Here is a 17348-nt window from a genome sequence, read left to right on the forward strand (position 1 = left end):
CCCTCACCCGAGCACCGACGTGATGGCGGTGCGGTTCTGGTCCTCCTGCTGCTGGTACGTCGTCGCCGTGCCGCCGAGCTGCTCACCGATCGCGCCCAGCGCCTCGTTCAGCCGCCGCGCCTCGGTGTCCCACTTGGCCATCAGCTGGGCGAACGCCGTCGCCGCGGTGCCGGACCACTGGCCCTGCAGCGGTCCCAGCTGGCTGCGCAGGCGGCCGAGCTCGCCGTTGACGGCGTCGCTCACCGCCCGCACCTGGCCCGCCGCGCGGACCATCTCCTCGGTCGTCGTGCCGAACCCGTCGGCCATACGTCCCACCTCGTCCCCTGATCGGACCCCGGCGCGGCCGTGTCGACGGCTCCCGGGCCCGGGGGCGCGGTGCCCCCGGCCCGCGCACAGTGGCAGGGCGCGCCGGTGGCCGTGGCCGTTCCGGGCGGACCGTTCGCGACCGGGAACGCCGGACGGCTCAGGGCACCCGGTGCAGCGTCGCGACGACCTCGGCGCAGGCCGCGGCGACCGGGGCGCCCACCGGTCGCCGGCACCCGGCGACGAGCTCGTCGGTGCCGGAGAACACGACGTGCCAGTCGACGATGGTCCCGTCGCCCGGTGTCTCGGTCCAGCGCAGGACCGCGCGGCCGCCGACCGTCGCCGGCACCGGCCCGGGGTCACCGACGAGCGCGGCGAGCTCGCGGCGGGCCCGGTCGGGCTCGCGGTCGGCGTCGTAGCCGAGCGGGCTGCGCTCCAGCACGAGGAGGTCCGCCCCGTCCGGACCGCCGGCGGGGGTGAGCAGCACGCGTCGGCGCTGCGGGTCGCCGCCGGTGTGCTCCCAGCCGGTCGGCAGCGCGGCGGCGTAGCCGTACTGGACGACCGTGGGCCCGGCCGGCGTCACCGGGCGCGGGCCGCCGAGCAGCAACCCGGTACCGAGGAGGACCGCCCCCAGCACCCCGGCGACGACGATCGCCGCCCGGGCGCGGTCCGGGCCCTCGGGGGGTGGGGTGACGGGGTCGGGCGCACCGGGCCAGTCCGGTTCCTCCGCCGCCTCACCCGCGCCGTGGCTGCCGGGCGGCGGGGCGGCCGGATCGGGGCCGGGGTCGGCGAGCACGGAGGCGCCGAGCACGGCCGCTCCGACCACGGCCGCAGCCTCCGGACCCCAGGGCTCGCCGCCGTCGGGCCGCAGCCCGGCGACGCGCACCGGGCACGGGAGCCGGGACCCCACCGGGCCGCCGGGCGGGGCCGCGGCCCGGGTATCCGCGGCCCGGGTATCCGCAGCCCGGGTATCCGCAGCTCGGGTGCCCGCGGTCCGGGAGCCCGCGGTCCAGGAGCCGGCGGCCCGGGTGTCCGCGGCAGTGTGCTCCCCGCGGAGGAGCGGGCCGGACGTCCCGGCGACCACGACCAGCTCCGCACCGGTCGCCCGCACGAGCGACGCGAGGTCGGAGCCCCGCTCCCCCACCCGCTCCGGCACCCCGTCGCGGACCAGCACCACGTCGTCGTCGACGACCAGGACCGGCCCGTCCGGCAGCTCCGGTTCCGCCGCGAGCACCGCGACCGCGGCCGGGACCACCAGCACCCGCGGGCCTCCGGGGAAGGCACCGCCCGCCGTCGTCCCGACCCGGACGACGACGCCGGGCGGCTCGTCGCCGAAGTAGTCCGCGACGGCCGTCGCCGGGGGTGTGCCGGGCGGGGCCGCGGCGACCAGGCGCAGCCCGGCGGCGTCCGCGGCGGCGAGCAGCACCGCGTCGCGGCGGTCGTGCACGGCGACCGCGAAGCCGCTCACCCCGGCTCGGTCCAGGCCAGCTGCACCCGTCGCGCCCCGGCCCGCCGGTCGACGAGCACGCCGCGGCCGGGTGGCATCGGCCCGGGGCGGACCTTCTCCAGCAGCGCGCCCTCGTCGGGGCTGCCGGAGCCGACCAGGCCGGGGGCGCCGAGCTCGCGCAGCCGCCCGAGGACCGGGTCGAACAGCGCCCGCCCGGCCCCGCCGGTGCGGCGTGCGAGGACGACGTGCAGCCCGACGTCGCGGGCCTGCGGCAGGTACTCGGCGAGTGCGAGCAGCGGGTGCGTGCCGGTCGAGCCCGCCGCGGGGACGACGAGGTCGTAGTCGTCGACGAGCAGCCACACGTCCGGCCCGCTCCACCAGGACCGTTCCCGCAGCTGGGCCGGGGTGACGTCCGGGCCGGGCAGCCGCCGTCCGAGCGAGCCCGCGATCTCGGCGCAGGCGTCGGTGGTGGCCTGCGCGGTCGAGGTGTGGGCGAGCAGGTGGCTCTGCGGGACCCCGCCGAGCAGCGTCCGCCGGTGGTCGACGACGACGATCCGCGCCTGCTCGGGCGTCCACCGCGCGGCGATGCCGTGGGCGAGGGTCCGCAGCAGGGTCGTCTTGCCGCCGCCGGAGTCGGCGAAGCAGAGCAGGTGCGGCTCGTCCGGGTCGAGCTCGACGGTGGCGAGCCGGTCCTCGTCGACGCCGAGCGCGGGGCCGCGGCCCGGACCGGGCGGGAGCTCGGCGACCTCGATCCGGGTGGGCAGCAGCCGCACCGGGCCGACCGACGGGCCGTCCCAGGCGTCGTCGATCTCCCGGGCCGGGTCGGTGCCGGGGACCAGGCAGGGCGCGGCGACGACGGTGGCCTCGCCGTCGGCGGACAGGCCGTGCCCGGGCAGCGCGGGCACCGCGGCGGCGCGACGCCGGTCCACCTCGGAGTCCGACGGGTCGCCCAGCCGCAGCTCGACCCGGCTGCCGAGCTGGTCCTTGAGCGCGGGGCGGATCTCGGCCCAGCGGGCGGCGGACAGCGCGAGGTGCACGCCGTAGGCGAGCCCGCGGGCGGCGAGCGCGGTCAGCTTCTCGTCGAGGTCGGAGAAACCCGCGCGCAGCGCCGCGTAGCCATCGACGACGAGCAGCAGGTCGGTGGCGGTCACCTCGGCGAACCCGCCCGCGGCGCGCCGGGCCCGGAACTCCTCGATCCCGGCGACGCCGTGCGCGGCGAACAGCTGCTCGCGCTCGTCGACGGCGGCGACGGTCTCGGCCACCACCCGTCGCACCAGGTCGCCGGCCCGGCGGTCGGCGACGGTCCCGACGTGCGGCAGCCCGGCCAGCGGGGCGAGCGTGCCGCCGCCGAGGTCGAGCACGTGCACGCCCAGCTCGGCCGGGGTGTGGGTGAGCGCGAGCGCGGTGACGACGGTGCGCAGCGCGGTCGACTTCCCCGACCGCGGCCCCCCGACGACGGCGAGGTGCCCGGCCGCGCCGGACAGGTCCAGCACCAGCGGGTCGCGCCGCTGGGCGTAGGGCCGGTCGACGAGCCCGACCGGCGCGGCGAGCCGTCCGGCCGGTCCCGGTGCGCACAGCCCGCGCCCGGCCCGGATCAACGGCTCGCCGAGCACCACCGGCAGCGGCGGCGGCTCCGCCAGCGGCGGCAGCCACACCCGGTGCGCGCGCAGACCCGGCCCGGACACCGCGTCGGCGATGCGGTCGAGAACGGTGCCGGTGGGCGCGGGCCCGGGGTCCGGCGCCGGGAGCTGCGCCGAGGCGGGCAGCGCGACCGGGCCCGCGCGGAACGGCAGCGCGACCCGCGGCGCCCCGGGTGCGCGGCGACGGGCGGCCCGCGGGGTGTCCGGGCCGGAGACGTAGGCGGCCCGGAAGCGCACCAGCTCGTCGGTGCCCGCGGACAGGTACGCGGCGCCGGGCGTCGGCGGGAGCAGGTGCGCGTCGGGCACGCCCAGCACCGCGCGGGACTCCGCGGCGGAGAAGGTGCGCAGCGCGATCCGGTAGGACAGGTGCGACTCCAGACCGCGCAGCCGCCCCTCCTCCAGTCGCTGCGAGGCCAGCAGCAGGTGGATGCCGAGCGAGCGGCCGAGCCGCCCGATGGTCACCATCAGGTCGATCATCTCCGGGCGCTGGGCGAGCAGCTCGGAGAACTCGTCGACGACGACCAGCAGCGACGGCAGCGCCGCCAGCGGTGCCCCGTCCCGGCGCAGCGCGTCGTGCTCGGCCAGCGACGACAGGTTGCCCGCCGCGCGCAGCACCTCCTGGCGGCGGGTGATCTCCCCGGCGAGCGCGTCGGCCATCCGGTCGACCAGGGTCAGCTCCTCGGCCAGGTTGGTGATCACCGCGGAGGTGTGTGGCAGCCCGGCGAGGCCGAGGAACGTCGCGCCGCCCTTGAAGTCGACGAGCACCAGGTTGAGCTCCTCGGCGGTGTGCGTCGCGACCAGCCCGAGGACGAGTGTGCGCAGCAGCTCGCTCTTGCCGGAGCCGGTCGCGCCGATGCACAGCCCGTGCGGCCCCGCACCGCCCTGCGCGGACTCCTTGAGGTCGAGCAGCACCGGCCGTCCGCCGCCGTCGGTGCCCAGCGGGACCCGCAGCCGCTCCCCCGGCCCGCGTCGGCCGCGCAGCGCGGCGACCCCGCCCGGGTCCGTCGTGGACAGTCCGAGCAACGACGGAAGCCCGGTCGCAGCACTGTCCACACCGGACGCGACGACGTCGGCGGTGCCGTCCGGGCGGTAGCGCGCGAGCCGGCGCGCGAGTGCCAGCGCCTCGGCGACGACGAGCCCGTCGGGGACGCCGACCTCCCGGCCGCCGGGCCCGCCCCGGCGCAGCGTGCGCACGCCGTCGGGCCCGGTCCCGGCGGCCAGGCGCAGCACCGACGCCGCGGGTCTGCGCCCGCCCGCCGGCCCCAGGCGCAGCACGGTGACGCCGGGCAGCCCGGCCCACGCGCCCGGGGTGTCGGCGGCCCCGTCGAGCACGACGAGCAGGTGCTGCTGGGCCGCGGACGGCTCGTCGACCCACCAGCGCCGCACCCGGTCCGGGTCGTCGGTGATCATCCGGACCGGCCCGACGGCGTCGGAGAGCCGCGGGTGGGCGACGTGCGGCAGCCACTTCGCCCACTCCCAGCGCGCGGCCGCACCTCCCGGCGCGACGACGGCGAGCCGCGCGTCGTCGGGACCGTGCCAGGTGACGTACTGGGCGACCAGTGCCCGGGCGAGGTCGAGCACCGGGGCGGCGTCGGGGTCCGGTTCGAGCCAGATCGTCGCCGACGCGCGGGTGTCGACGGCGACCGGCAGATCGTCCACGGTGGACCAGCGGTGCAGGAACCGGCGCAGCGCGAGCGCGGACAGCGGTTCGAGTGTCTCCATCGGACCGGTGTGCGGGGCGGTGAGCCGGGTGGCGAGGCGCTGGGTGCCGCGCCCGGCGCGCAGTCGGCCGAAGTCGTCGTCGCCGGGGCGGCGCTCCCACAGCCGGTCCGCGGCGAGCACGTCCGGCCAGGCGGCCGGGTCGGGGTGCACGGTCTCCAGCGCGTGCCGCTGCTCGGCGGCGATCGCGCGGGCCCGCCCGCCCAGGACGTCGAGGTAGCGCAGGTAGTCGCGGCGGTCCTCGTCCATCGTCGCGGCGCGCGCGCCGGCGCCGCGGCCGCCGCCGGCGAGCATGCCCAGCGCGGACAGCGCGAACATCCCGCCGAACAGCCAGGTGCTCGTGTCCCCGCGGCCCAGCACGACGAACAGCAGCGCCCCGCCGACCATCGCCAGCGGGAGCAGCCGCTGCACGAGTCCGCCGGGGACCGGGCGCTCCGGCTCGGGCGGCGGTTCGAGCACCAGCTCGCCGCCGGGCAGCTCGGGCACCGAGCGCCGCGGACGTCGCATCCCGACGGTCCCCGCCATCGCCACGCGCCTCCCGTTCACGGTTCTCCCGAACGCCCCCGGCGGCGCCGGGGCCGTCGGATACTCGCAGCCGCCCCGGGCCCGCCGGGGCCGTTCGGGGAGATCTGCCAGGGAGCCGCCCGTGACCTCCGTCCTGCCCGCACCGGCCGCGACCGGCCCCGGCGACGCGGTGTCCGCCGCCACGTCCGGGCCGGTGCCCGGCCGCTGGACCCGGGTCGGGGTGCACACCCCGCGCGGGCGCGTCGACGTGGCGCTGCCGGCCGACGTCGCCGTCGCCGAGCTGGTCCCGATGGTGCGCGAGCTGCTGGGCCGCGCGACCGCCGACACCCCGCAGGCCTGGCGGTTCACCGGCCCCGCGGGCGGCCCGCTGCCCGCCGACGCCACCCTCGACGAGCTCGGCGTCCGGGAGGGCGAGCTGCTGCACCTGGGCCCGCCGCGCCCGGCGCCCGCGCCGCCCGTCCTCGACGACGCCGCCGAGACCGTCGCCGGTGCGGTGCGCGGTGCGGCCGACGCCGCCGGGACGGCGCGCTGGTCCGGGACGGCCGCAGCCGTGCTGGCGACGGCCGCCGCGGGCGCCGTGCTGTCCACCGTGGATGGTCCGTGGCGGCCGTGGGGGTGCGCGCTCGCCGCCGCGGGCGCCGTCGGGGCGCTGCTGGTCGCCCACCGCGGTCGCGACGACGACCGGCTCTCGACCGCCGCCGCACTCTGCGCGGTCCCCGCCGCGGCGACGGCCGGGCTCACCGCGCTGCCCGCACCGGCCGGGGCGGGGGCGCTGCTGCTCGCCGCCGCCGGGGCCGGGCTGGCCGCCGCCGCGGGTCAGGCGATCGCGCGCGCGGTGTCCCCGGTCCTGCTCGCGGTGGCCCTCGCCGCGTCCGGGGCCGCCGCCGCGGCGCTGGCCCGGCTGCTGCTGGAGGCCCCGGTGACGGCCGTCGCCGCCGGGCTCGCGGCGCCCGCCCTGGCCGCCGGGCCCCTGCTGCCCCGGCTGGCGCTGCGCCTGGCCGGGATCCCGGCCCCGGCCGTCCCGACCGACGCCGGGTCCGTCGCGGACGCCGAGCAGGTGCTGCCCGGTGCGGAGCAGACCGCCCGGGCCGGGCTGGCCCGCGGCCTGCACACCGGGACGCTGGCCGGCACCGCGGTCGCGGCCGCCGGGGCCGCTGCCGTCGCCGCGACCGGGGGCTGGACCGGTGGCCTGCTGCTGGTGGTGACGGCGGCGGTGCTGCTCCTGCGGGCCCGTGCGCTCGTCGAGCCCGCGGCGGCCCGCATCCTGACCGGGTCCGCGGTGGTCGCGGTCGCCACCGCCGCGGTCCCGGCCGCGCTCGCACTGGACCCCGCGCCGCGGCTCGCCGTGGCGGGCGGGCTGCTGCTCGCCGTCGGCGCGGGTGCCGCGGCCGCGCGGGCGATGCCGTCGCCGCCGGCCCGCCGGGCGCTCGACGTGTGCGAGCTCGTCCTCACCGCCGCCGCCGTGCCCGCCGCGCTGGCCGCGATGGGCCTGTTCGCCCTGGTCCGCACCCTGTGACCGGCCCGGCCCGGCGGGCGGTGCCGCTGCTGGCCGCGACCCTGCTCGCGCTGCCCCTCCTCCCCACCTCACCACCCCCGTCCCCCTCCGTCACCCCCGCCGCGTCGTGCGCCGTCCACACCCCCTGTGGGGTCGCCACACCCCCCGCACCGGGTGTGGGGGCAGGCGACGGGGTGTGGACGTGGCCGGTCGTCGCGGCGGCCGAGCCCGGACCGCCGGGACCGGCCGACGGGTTGCGGCAGACCCGCGCCTGCACCCCGCCCGGCGACGACGGCCCGGGGGCCGCCCGCGGTGCGGTCCCGCAGCCGCCCCCGGATCTCGCGACCGGTGCGGGGCAGCTCGTCGCCGTCGTCGACACCGGGGTGGCGCCGCTGCCCCGGCTGGCCGGACGGCTCAGCGGCGGCGGGGACTACCTCACCGGCGGCGACGGTCTCACCGACTGCGACGGTCACGGCTCCGACGTCGCGCTGCTCCTCGCCGGGGCCGCCGACCCCGTCACCGGGCTCGGCGCGGGCATGGCGCCGGGTGCGCGGATCGTGTCGCTGCGCCAGTCCTCGGGGCGCTTCGCCGTCCGCGGCACCGACGGCGCCGAGCGACCCGCCGGGGAGATCCGCACCCTGGCCGCGGCGATCGACCGGGCCGTCGCGCTCGGCGCGAGCGTCGTCAACGTGTCCGAGGTGGTGTGCGTGCCGTCCGCGCAGGTCGACTCCGCGGGGGCCGCGCTGCGCGAGGCCGTCGACGGCGCCGAGCGGGCCGGGGTGCTGGTCGTCGCCGCGGCCGGGAACATCGACGGGAGCGGCACCTGCACCGGCGACCCGGACCTGCGGCCGCTGCCCGCGTCCTACGACACGGTCCTCGCCGTCGGTGCGGTCGACGGCGACGACGTCCCCGGCGACTTCTCCGTGCCGGGCCCCTGGGTGGACCTCGCCGCTCCGGGGGCGGACCTGCCCCGTCCGTCCGGACCGGACGGTGCGGTGGTCCGCGGCACGTCGTACTCGGCGCCGCTGGTCGCGGGGACCGCGGCGCTGCTGCGCGAACGGTTCCCGATGCTCACCCCGCGCCAGGTCGCCGACCGGCTGCGCGCCACGGCCCGCCCCACCGCGGGCGACGGCCGCACCGGCCACGGCGTGCTCGACCCGGGGGCCGCGCTGACCGCGGAGCCGCTGCTCCTGACCCCGGACGACCCCGCCGGTCCCGGCGGCCGCGCCGACGCACCCGGGGCGGGCCGGGCGCCGCTGCCGCTCGCGTCGGCCCCGTCGCCGGACCTGCCCGTGGTGGCCGGGGTCGGGTCGGTCGCGGCGGTCGGCGGGGCGCTCGTCGCGGCGCTGGCGGGCCTGCGGCGCCGGCCCCGCCGGCCCTGACCCGCGGCTCAGCCCGGCAGGTCCGCCACCTCCCGCGCCGCCGCGACGCTCAGCACCCCCGCCCGCGGCAGCAGCCGCACCATCTCCGCCGGTGCGTCCCCCGCCTCCCCGATCCCCAGCGCCCGCCCGGTCTCGGCGTCCGCGACGCCGTGCACCGCACCGGAGGCGGCGAGCAGCCGGCGCGTCCCGCCGTCGCCGCCGCCGGTGTCGGCCGGCCCGGTCCGCAGCGGCCCCGGGCCGGTCCCCGGCAGCACCACGGTGTCGAGACCCGGCCCGGCGTCGTCGGCACCGGCGAGGCGCACCCGCACCGCGCCGGGCGCGACCGGCTCCTCGGTGCCCGCGACGAGTGCGCGCCGCCCCGCGCGCCAGGTCCCGCACAGCACCGGGGGCACCTCGGTGACCTCGGCCCGGGCGGCGGGCCAGGCCTCGGCGCCGGGCACCCGGGTCTGCGGGACGTCGTCGACCAGGCCGGGCGGCAGCGTCGCCGGTTCGGCCTGCCCGGTCCGGGAGCGGACGGCGTCGGCGAGGGTGACCGGGATCCGGGCGAGCCCGTCGTCGACGACCAGGAAGTACGTCGACCCGGTCCCGAGCGACTGGCTGCGCACGACGTCCCCGTTCCGCCCCAGCCCCGCGACGGGTGTCGGCCCGGGGGCGGGGACCCGCAGCGGCGCGCCCTCCGGGATCGCGGAGAGCAGGCCGTCGCCGACCCGGCGGACGGGCGCGCCGAGCAGGCCGAGCCCGTCGAGGGCGTTCCGGTCGGACGGGTCGAGCCGGTGCCGGGCGCCGTCGTGGACCAGGTAGGTGGCGCCGCCCTCGGCGGTCAGCAGGACCACCGGTTCCGGTCCGGCCGGGACGGGCCCGAGCGACCCCGCGAGCACCGTCGTGGTCCCGGCGCCGGTGCCCTCGCCGCGGGTGTCGCAGACCGCCCACGCGGGAGGGACCGGGACCCCGTCGAGCGGGACGCCGACGGTGCCGGGGACGGCCGCCGGCGCGGTGCGCGGCGCGGCGGCCAGCGCGTCGTCGGGCACCGGGACGGGCACGGCGGTGGCACCGTCGTCGCGGCCGTGCGCGGCGAGGACCAGCCGTCCCGCGACCGGGTCGGGCACGGGTACGAGCAGCGCGGACCGGTCGGGGTCGCGGACCACGGCGTAGAGCACGCCGCTGCGCTGTCCCTGCACCAGCGCCCGGGAGCGCCAGTCGGTGGCCGGGTCGACCCGGGTCAGCAGCGCCGCCACGCCGAGCGCGAGCAGCCCGACCAGCACCCCGGCGAACACGGCGCGGCGCTGCGAGCGGATCTGCTCGTGCAGCGGCACCGGGTCCGCCCGCACCAGCGCGGCCTCCATCCGGCGCACACCGAACCGGTGGGCGTCGACCTGGTCGCGGGTCGCCGGGGCGCGCTGCACGCGCGCGGGGGCGGGATCGGTGCGCACCGCCCGGACGGTAGGACGGCCGCGACCCCGGCGGAGCCGGTCCGCAGGCACTGCGTAGAAGTACGCCACCTGACCCATCGGTCCAGTTCGTTGCCACCGTCACGCTGTTGCCCATAATGTGCCGTTGCGTGATCACCCTCCGGAACATCGTCGTCCCGTTGGTGGCCGCCGCCGTCGTGGCCGGGTGCTCGGCACCCACCGCCGCCCCGGGCGAGGCGGCCCCGGCCGGGGACGGCACCACCATGACCCTCGCCGACGGCTACGAGCCCGACGACCTCAACCCGCTGCTCGGCTACGGGGCGGAGGGCGCGAGCAAGTTCTACGACGGTCTCTACGCCCGCGACGCGCAGCGCACCCTGCAGCCCGCGCTCGCCTCCGGTCCGGCGACGCCGTCACCGGACCGCCTGTCCTGGACGGTGCCGCTGCGCCCCGGCGTCACCTTCCACGACGGGTCGGCCCTCGGGCCCGAGGACGTCGTCGCCACCTACGCCGCGGTCCTCGACCCGGCCCGCGCCGCCACGATCCGGTCCAGCGTGCCGATGCTCGCCGGGGTCGAGGCCGTCGGCGACGACGCCGTGCGGTTCCGGCTGTCCTACCCCTACGGCGCGTTCCCGGCCCGTCTCACCTCCGGGATCCTGCCGTCGGAGGTCCTCGACGGCGGCGGCCCCGTCTCCGACCTGCCGGTGAACACCCGGGCCGTCGGCACCGGCCCGTACCGGCTCGCCGAGTGGCGGCGCGGCGACACGATGGTCATGGAGTCGAACCCCGGCTACTGGGGCGGTGCACCCTCGGTGACCCGGGTGACCGTCGTGTTCGCCACCGACGACAACACCCGTGCCCAGCGCACCGCCGCCGGCGAGTTCGACGGGACCGTGCTGCCGCCGGCGCTGGCCCGCGCCGTCGCGCAGCAGAGCGGGCTGGCGCTGCGCGAGCACGCCAGCGCCGACTACCGCACCGTCGCGCTGCCGTTCGCGAACCCGGTCACCGCGGACCCGGCGATCCGCGCCGCGCTCAACCGCTCGGTGAACCGCCAGGGCATGATCGACGCGTTCCTCGCGGGGCAGGGCGAACCGGCCCACCACCCGATCCCGGGCGTGCTGCCCGAGCAGGTCGAGCCCTCGGCGACGTTCGCCTTCGACCCTGCGGAGGCGGGCCGGATCCTGGAGCGGGCCGGCTGGGTCCCCGGACCCGACGGCGTGCGCGTCCGCGGCGGGCAGGCCGCGCGCTTCACGCTGATGTACCCGGCCACCGACACCGTGCGCCGCGACCTGGCCCAGGCGTTCGCCTCCGACGTGCGCGCGGCCGGGATCGACGTCCGGCTGGAGGGCCTCGGCTGGGAGGCGATCGAGCCGCGGATGGGCGCCGACGCGCTCGTGCTCGGCGGCGGCGACCCGTTCGACCCGGGGTTCAAGGCGTGGCAGCTGCTGCACTCGTCGAACGCCGCCGACGGGTTCAACAACCCCGGCTCCTACCGCAACGCGGCCGTCGACGCGGCGCTGGACACCGCACTGCGGGCGCCCGACGAGGCCGCCCGCACCGCGGCGGTGAAGGAGTTCCAGCGGGCCTACGTCGCCGACCCCGGCATGGTCTTCCTGGCCTTCCTCGGCCACAGCTACGTCACCCGCGACGCCTGGGACGGCTACACCCCCGTCGTCGAGCCGCACACCCACGGCACCACCTGGGGCCCGTGGTGGAACCTGCAGGACTGGACGCCCCGCTCGTGACGGCCGTGCTCCCGGGCCGGCACCGCGGCCGCGCGGTGGCCCGGCTGGCCGGGCTGCGGCTGCTGCTCGGCGTCCCGACGGTGCTGCTGGTCGCGGTCGGGGTGTTCCTGCTGGCTGCGGCGTCGCCGTTCCGGCCGGTGTACCAGTACTTCGGGGTCGGGATCTTCTCCGCGAGCGACGCCGACATCGCCGCCGCCGAACGGTCGCTCGGGCTGGACGCGAGCGTGGGCGAACAGCTCCTCCGGTGGCTGGGCGGGCTGCTGACCGGCGACCTCGGGCAGAGCCTGTCGATGCGGCAGCCGGTGGCCCAGGTGGTCGCCGAGCGGCTCCCGTGGACGTTGCTGCTGGTCACCCTGGCCCTGCTCGTGTCGCTGGTGCTGGCCCTGGCCGCCGGGACCGTCGCGGCGTGGCGGCAGGGCGGCTGGTTCGACCGGGCCGTCACCGCGGTCGGGCACACCCTGGAGGGGCTGCCGCCGTTCGTGCTGGCCCTGGGTGCGATCGCGGTGTTCGCCGTGGCCTGGCCGGTGCTGCCGGTCGCCGGGCTCACCGACGCCGGGGCCGCGCCCACGTTCGGCCAGGTGAGCAGGCACCTGGTGCTGCCGGCGCTGGTGCTGGGGGTCTCCCAGACGCCGTGGCTGGTGCTGCACGTGCGGGCCTCGCTGCTGGCCTCCCTCGACGACGACCACGTCGCCGGTGCCCGTGCCCGCGGGCTGCCCGAGCGCCTCGTCGTGCTGCGCCACGCCCTGCCGACCGCGCTGCTGCCGTTCGTCACGGTGCTGGGCAACCGGCTGCCGGAGCTCGTCACCGGCGCCGTGCTGGTGGAGACGGTGTTCTCCTGGCCGGGGATCGCGGCGGCGGTGGTCACCGCGGCGCTGGCCGTGGACTTCCCGCTGCTCGCCGCGCTGACCCTGCTCTCGGCGGTGGCGGTGCTGGCCGGGTCGCTCGTCGCCGACCTGACCGTGCTGCTGCTGGACCCGCGGGTGGACGCCGATGTCTGAGACCGCGCTCGCCCCCCGCCCGTGGCTCCCGGCCGGCCGGCCGCGCCCCGGCTCGCCCCGCGGTCGTCGCCGGTCCGGGCGGGCCCGGCTGGTCACCGGCGCCGGCGGGCTGGTCCTGCTCGTCGCGGCCGCGGTGCTCGTGCCGTGGCTCGGCGGGCTCGACGAGGGCGCCGTGGACTACGCCGCGATCCGGCTGCCGCCCTCGCCCACGCACCCGTTCGGCACCGACTCCGTGGGCCGTGACGTGCTGCTGCGCAGCTTCGCCGGGCTGGGGGTGTCGCTGCAGGTCGCCGCGGCCTGCGCCGTGCTCTCGACGGTGATCGGCACCCTGTTCGGGGCGCTGTCGGGGCTGCTCGGCGGCTGGTGGGACCGGATCGCGATGCGCCTGGTCGACGCCGTCAACGCCGTCCCGCACCTGCTGCTCGGCATCGTGATCGTCGCGCTCTACCGGGGCAGCGTGCTCGCGGTGATCGCCTCGATCGGGCTGACCCACTGGACGACGGTGGCCCGCGTCGTGCGCGCGGAGATCCTGACCCTGCGCACCCGCCCGTTCGTCGACGCCGCGATCTCCGGCGGCGCGTCCCGGCGCCGGGTCCTGCGCCGGCACCTGCTGCCCGCGGTCGCCCCGCAGGCGGTGCTCTCGGCGGTGCTGATCCTGCCGCACGCGGTGTGGCACGAGACCGCACTGAGCTTCCTCGGCCTCGGCCTGCCACCACACCTGGCGAGCCTGGGCACCATCCTCGGCGAGGGGAGACAGGCCGTGCTGCTCGGCTCCTGGTGGATCGTGGTGTTCCCGAGCGTGCTGCTGGCCGCGACGACGCTGTGCGTCGCCGGCATCGCGGCCTGGTGGCGGGACCGCACACTCCCGCGCCGACGGTCGGAGCAGGCGCTGTGACCGGCACACCCGCACCCGGCACGGTGCTCGCGGTGCGCGACCTCGACGTCGCCTTCCGGGTCGGACGCGGGCGTCGCGCCCGCACGGTCCGCGCGGTCACCGGTGCCGACCTGGACCTGCGCGCCGGGCGGCTGACCACGCTCGTCGGGGAGTCCGGCTGCGGCAAGTCGGTGCTCACCGAGGCCCTGACCGGGCTGCTGCCGGGCACCGCCTCGGTCCGCGGGTCGGCCGTCCTGACCCCGCCGGAGCGGTCCGACCCGGTGGAGCTCCTCACCGCGCCCGAGTCCGTGCTGCGCGACCGGGTCCGCGGTCGGCTGGTCGGGCTGGTCCCCCAGTCCGCCGCCACCCACTTCACCCCCACCCGCACCGTCGGCGCCCAGCTGCGCGAGACCCTGACCCGGCTCGGCGCGACGACCACCGTCGCCGACCTCCTCGACCGCGCCGCGCTGCCCCGCCACGTCGCCGCGCTGCACCCGCACGAGCTGTCCGGCGGGCAGGCCCAGCGCGCCGGGCTCGCCGCCGCGCTCGCCGGGGATCCACCGGTGCTGCTCGCCGACGAGCCGACCGCCGGGCTCGACCGGCCGCTGGTCGACCACGTCACGGCGCTGCTGGCCGGGCTGGCCGCGGAGGGCCGCGCCGTCCTGCTGATCACCCACGACCTGCGCGCCGCCCGCGCCGTCGCCGACGACGTCGCCGTCATGTACGCCTCGCGGCTGGTCGAGACCGGCCCCGCCGACGAGGTGTTCGCGGGCCCCTGGCACCCCTACACCGCGGGCCTGCTCGGTGCGCTGCCCGACGCCGGGTTCACCCCGGTGCCCGGGCACCCGCCGGAGCTGTCCGCGCTGCCCGACGGCTGCGCGTTCGCCCCGCGCTGCCCGGTCACCGGCGACTGCTCCGGCGACCCCGTCCCGGTGCACCGCGACGGGCGGAGCGTGTCCTGCCATCCGCCGACCGCCCCCGCGCTCCCCGCGGCGGCCCGGTCCGGGGCGGGGTCGCGGTGAGCCTGCGCGCGGAGGGGGTGACCGCCGGGTGGCGGGCCGGGCACGCCGTCGTCGACGGCGTGGACCTGGCCGTGGAACGGGGGACGGTGCTCGGGCTGGCCGGGCCGTCGGGGTGCGGGAAGTCGACGCTGACCCGGGTGCTGGCCCTGCTGCACACACCGTGGTCGGGCCGGGTGACCGTCGACGACGAGCCGGTCCGCCGGTTCCGCTTCGGCGCGCCCGCGCCGCTGCGCCGCCGGATCGGGGTGGTGTTCCAGTCCCCGCGGGCCTCGACCGACCCGCGGCTGACCTGCGAGGAGATCGTGGCCGAGCCGCTGCGCGCCGCCCGGGTGCCCGGGGTCGCCGCACGCGTCGACGAGGTGTGCGCGCAGGTCGGGCTGACCGCCGAGCTGCGCGGACGCCGGCCGCACGAGGTGTCCGACGGCCAGCTCCAGCGCGCCTGCCTGGCCCGTGCGCTCGCGCCCCGGCCGGACTACCTGCTGTGCGACGAGGTGACCGCGATGCTCGACGCGTCGAGCACCGCGGCCCTGGTCTCGGTCGTCGCCGCCGAGGTCGACGGCCGCGGGCTCGGCGTCCTCGCCGTCAGCCACGACGAGGCGCTGCTCGTGGCGTGGGCCGGGCGGGTGCTGCGGCCGTGGAGCTGAGTCAGGCCTCGCGGACGGGACGGCGCAGCTGCTCGGCCAGGGCGCCGTCGTCGCCGAAGAGGGTGTCGCGCCAGCGCTGCTCCAGCGCGCGGGTGTCGTGCCGGTCGGGGTGGAAGCGCGGGTGCCCGAAGACGGGCATCCGGCCCAGCACGCGGCGCAGGAACTGGCCGCGCCCGAACAGCAGCCGGTAGCCCTCGCGCAGGTCCCGCGGCCGCCGCCAGACGCCCTGCTGCACGAGCAGGTACGCCCACCCGAACACGACCGCGGGCAGCACGGTGGCGACCACCAGCGGGGCGGCCCGGCCGCGCTCGGGGCCGTCGGTGCCGATGAGCTCGTAGACGTCCCAGGTCACGGACTTGTGCTCGAGCTCCTCGAGCGCGTGCCAGTGCCACAGCTCGCGGATGTCGGCGTGCACGCGCCCGGCGAACTCGTCGCTGCCGAGGATGTCCTCGGCCATCACCGCGGTGAAGTGCTCCATCAGCGCGGTGCAGGCGAGCTGCTGCCGCGGCGAGGTGCGGTCGAGGACCTTCAACGCGAGCGCGACCGCGGACTCCGGTACGTGCACCGGGAAGCCGCGGGAGCGGAACGCCTCGTTGAGCCGGTCGTGCTCGCGGCTGTGGATGACCTCCTGCGCGGTGAACCCGGCGACCCGGGCGCGCAGCTCCGGGTCGGTCACCCGGTCCCGGAAGTGGATCACCGAGCGGACGAAGAAGTCCTCCCCCGGCGGGAAGATCGCCGAGAGCATCGCGAGGAACAGCGTCGCGGTCGCGTTGTCGGCGTAGGCCCAGCGGACCATCTGCTCGGGCAGCCGGAAGTCCAGGTGGCGCGGCGGGATGCCGACGTCGCCGCCGGTCAGCCTGCGGGGGCGTGGGCCGGACCCGTTGTCGGTCGCCGTCTCGGTCACGGTCGGTCCTCCGGTCGTCGTCGACGGTCGGGCCGCATCCGTGACAGAAAGTATCCCGTACAGCGCGTACCCCTTATCGCCGAATCATGGGTGGCACCGGGCGCGGTGTCAACCGCGCGCGGGATGATGGCCGGGTGAGCGGATCCGTGACCCCCGGCGACGGCCGCGCCCGTCGCTGGGCCGGACAGCGGGCGGCCCGGCGGGCCGAGGTCGTCGAGGCCGCGATGGCCGCGATCGCCGAGCACGGACCGGAGGCCACGACCGAGCAGATCGCCGGTCGCGCCGGGGTGCCCCGGCCCGCGCTGTACCGGCACTTCGACGGCCTGGAGGACCTGCAGGGCGCGATCGCCGAGGCCGCGCTGGGGCTCTACTCCGAGGCGCTCGCGCCGGTGTGGAGCCCGCGCGGGACGCCGCGGGAGATGCTCGTCGCCGCCATCGCCGCGCACGTGCGGTGGCTCGCCGCGCACACCGAGCTCTACCGGTACGTGCTGCGCGCCGCCGGGGTCACGACGGCGGTCACCGACATCCGGCACCGCATCGCCGACCGGATGACCGGCCTGCTGACCGGCGGCTATCCCGGGCTGCCCGCGACCGTCGCGGCGCCGCTGGCCGCCGGCGCGGTCGGGCTGGTCGACGGCGCGACCGAGCGCTGGCTCTCCTCGGCGGACCCGCTCCCGCTCGACGAGCTCGCCGAGCACCTGGCCCGGTGGGTCTGGTCGGTGCTCGACGCGGCGCTGCGCGAGGTCGCGATCGAGCTCGACCCGGACGTCCCGCTCACGGCGGGCTGAGCACTACTCCGCGACGCCGATGTCCTCGTTCCACAGGTCGGGGCGCTCGGCGACGAACGCGGTCATCATGTCCACGCAGCGCGCGTCGTCGAGCACCTGCACGCGCACCCCGTGCTCGGCCAGCCAGTCGTGCCCGCCGTGGAAGGTCCGGGCCTCCCCCACGAGCACCGCGCCGATCCCGAACTGACGGATCAGCCCCGAGCAGTACCAGCAGGGCGAGAGCGTGGTGACCATCGTCGTGGACCGGTAGTCGCGGCGGCGGCCCGCGTCGCGGAACGCCGCGGTCTCGCCGTGCACCGTCGGGTCGCCGTCCTGCACACGACGGTTGTGGCCGCGCCCGAGGACCTCCCCGTCCGGTCCGACGAGTGCGGCGCCGATCGGGATGCCGCCCGAGGCCAGCCCGGCCCGGGCCTGCTCCACCGCGACGTCCAGCCAGCTCGGATCCATGCGCGC

14 protein-coding genes are annotated in these 17348 nt (G+C 78.6%); 8 read left to right on the forward strand and 6 right to left on the reverse strand.

The window, feature by feature from the left end; translation table 11 throughout:
• Positions 1 to 3 precede the first annotated feature (3 nt).
• The 3 genes from DMP17_RS42640 to eccCa all read right to left on the reverse strand — a co-directional run bounded on the left by DMP17_RS42640 (position 4) and on the right by eccCa (position 5655).
• Positions 4 to 306 (reverse strand): WXG100 family type VII secretion target, encoded by a 303-nt coding sequence (locus DMP17_RS42640; protein WP_226353807.1) that lies wholly within the window; start codon positions 304 to 306, stop codon positions 4 to 6.
• A gap of 157 nt (positions 307 to 463) precedes the next feature.
• Positions 464 to 1771: a type VII secretion-associated protein gene (locus DMP17_RS42645; protein ID WP_337832477.1), complete on the reverse strand. Its 1308-nt coding sequence runs from the start codon at positions 1769 to 1771 to the stop codon at positions 464 to 466.
• Positions 1768 to 5655, reverse strand: coding sequence for a type VII secretion protein EccCa (eccCa, locus tag DMP17_RS42650; RefSeq protein WP_337832478.1), 3888 nt, complete (start codon positions 5653 to 5655; stop codon positions 1768 to 1770). The genes DMP17_RS42645 and eccCa overlap by 4 nt, the downstream gene beginning before the upstream one ends.
• A gap of 100 nt (positions 5656 to 5755) precedes the next feature.
• Between eccCa and eccD the strand changes: the two genes are divergently transcribed.
• Positions 5756 to 7150 (forward strand): type VII secretion integral membrane protein EccD, encoded by a 1395-nt coding sequence (eccD, locus tag DMP17_RS42655; RefSeq protein WP_337832479.1) that lies wholly within the window; start codon positions 5756 to 5758, stop codon positions 7148 to 7150.
• Positions 7147 to 8511 carry a S8 family serine peptidase gene (locus DMP17_RS42660; protein ID WP_337832480.1) on the forward strand — a complete coding sequence of 455 codons (1365 nt, stop codon included), beginning with the start codon at positions 7147 to 7149 and terminating at the stop codon, positions 8509 to 8511. Before eccD ends, DMP17_RS42660 begins: the two co-directional genes overlap by 4 nt.
• Positions 8512 to 8519: 8 nt before the next feature.
• On the opposite strand, the gene eccB is transcribed toward DMP17_RS42660, so the two are convergent.
• Positions 8520 to 9941 (reverse strand): type VII secretion protein EccB, encoded by a 1422-nt coding sequence (gene eccB, locus DMP17_RS42665; RefSeq protein WP_337832481.1) that lies wholly within the window; start codon positions 9939 to 9941, stop codon positions 8520 to 8522.
• A gap of 128 nt (positions 9942 to 10069) precedes the next feature.
• On the opposite strand from eccB, the gene DMP17_RS42670 reads away from it, so the two are divergent.
• The 5 genes from DMP17_RS42670 to DMP17_RS42690 are packed head-to-tail and all read left to right on the forward strand — an operon-like array spanning position 10070 to position 15203.
• Entirely contained in the window at positions 10070 to 11665 is a 1596-nt protein-coding gene (locus tag DMP17_RS42670) for an ABC transporter substrate-binding protein (protein ID WP_226367623.1), read from the forward strand.
• Positions 11662 to 12663: an ABC transporter permease gene (locus DMP17_RS42675; RefSeq protein ID WP_062397797.1), complete on the forward strand. Its 1002-nt coding sequence runs from the start codon at positions 11662 to 11664 to the stop codon at positions 12661 to 12663. Before DMP17_RS42670 ends, DMP17_RS42675 begins: the two co-directional genes overlap by 4 nt.
• Positions 12656 to 13558, forward strand: coding sequence for an ABC transporter permease (locus tag DMP17_RS42680; protein ID WP_337832482.1), 903 nt, complete (start codon positions 12656 to 12658; stop codon positions 13556 to 13558). Before DMP17_RS42675 ends, DMP17_RS42680 begins: the two co-directional genes overlap by 8 nt.
• On the forward strand, positions 13555 to 14559 hold the full coding sequence (locus tag DMP17_RS42685; protein WP_226353815.1) for an oligopeptide/dipeptide ABC transporter ATP-binding protein: 1005 nt from the start codon (positions 13555 to 13557) through the stop codon (positions 14557 to 14559). Before DMP17_RS42680 ends, DMP17_RS42685 begins: the two co-directional genes overlap by 4 nt.
• Positions 14556 to 15203 (forward strand): ABC transporter ATP-binding protein, encoded by a 648-nt coding sequence (locus DMP17_RS42690; protein ID WP_337832483.1) that lies wholly within the window; start codon positions 14556 to 14558, stop codon positions 15201 to 15203. The genes DMP17_RS42685 and DMP17_RS42690 overlap by 4 nt, the downstream gene beginning before the upstream one ends.
• Before the next feature lies 1 nt (position 15204).
• Here the strand turns inward: DMP17_RS42690 and DMP17_RS42695 are convergent, their stop codons facing one another.
• On the reverse strand, positions 15205 to 16107 hold the full coding sequence (locus DMP17_RS42695; RefSeq protein ID WP_226353817.1) for a metal-dependent hydrolase: 903 nt from the start codon (positions 16105 to 16107) through the stop codon (positions 15205 to 15207).
• Between the two features lie 134 nt (positions 16108 to 16241).
• Between DMP17_RS42695 and DMP17_RS42700 the strand changes: the two genes are divergently transcribed.
• Positions 16242 to 16895 (forward strand): TetR/AcrR family transcriptional regulator, encoded by a 654-nt coding sequence (locus DMP17_RS42700; RefSeq protein ID WP_226353818.1) that lies wholly within the window; start codon positions 16242 to 16244, stop codon positions 16893 to 16895.
• Between the two features lie 3 nt (positions 16896 to 16898).
• On the opposite strand, the gene DMP17_RS42705 is transcribed toward DMP17_RS42700, so the two are convergent.
• The gene (locus DMP17_RS42705; protein ID WP_060710562.1) at positions 16899 to 17342 is read right to left on the reverse strand and encodes a nucleoside deaminase; all 444 of its coding nucleotides are present in this window, start codon (positions 17340 to 17342) and stop codon (positions 16899 to 16901) included.
• Positions 17343 to 17348 lie beyond the last annotated feature (6 nt).

The organism is Pseudonocardia sp. TMWB2A, from assembly GCF_017312135.1.

Coding starts and splice junctions, on each gene's coding strand:
- DMP17_RS42640 (WP_226353807.1), bottom strand. CDS start 306: ATGGCCGACGGGTTCGGCACGACGACCGAGGAGATGGTCCGCGCGGCG.
- DMP17_RS42705 (WP_060710562.1), bottom strand. CDS start 17,342: ATGGATCCGAGCTGGCTGGACGTCGCGGTGGAGCAGGCCCGGGCCGGG.
- DMP17_RS42680 (WP_337832482.1), top strand. CDS start 12,656: ATGTCTGAGACCGCGCTCGCCCCCCGCCCGTGGCTCCCGGCCGGCCGG.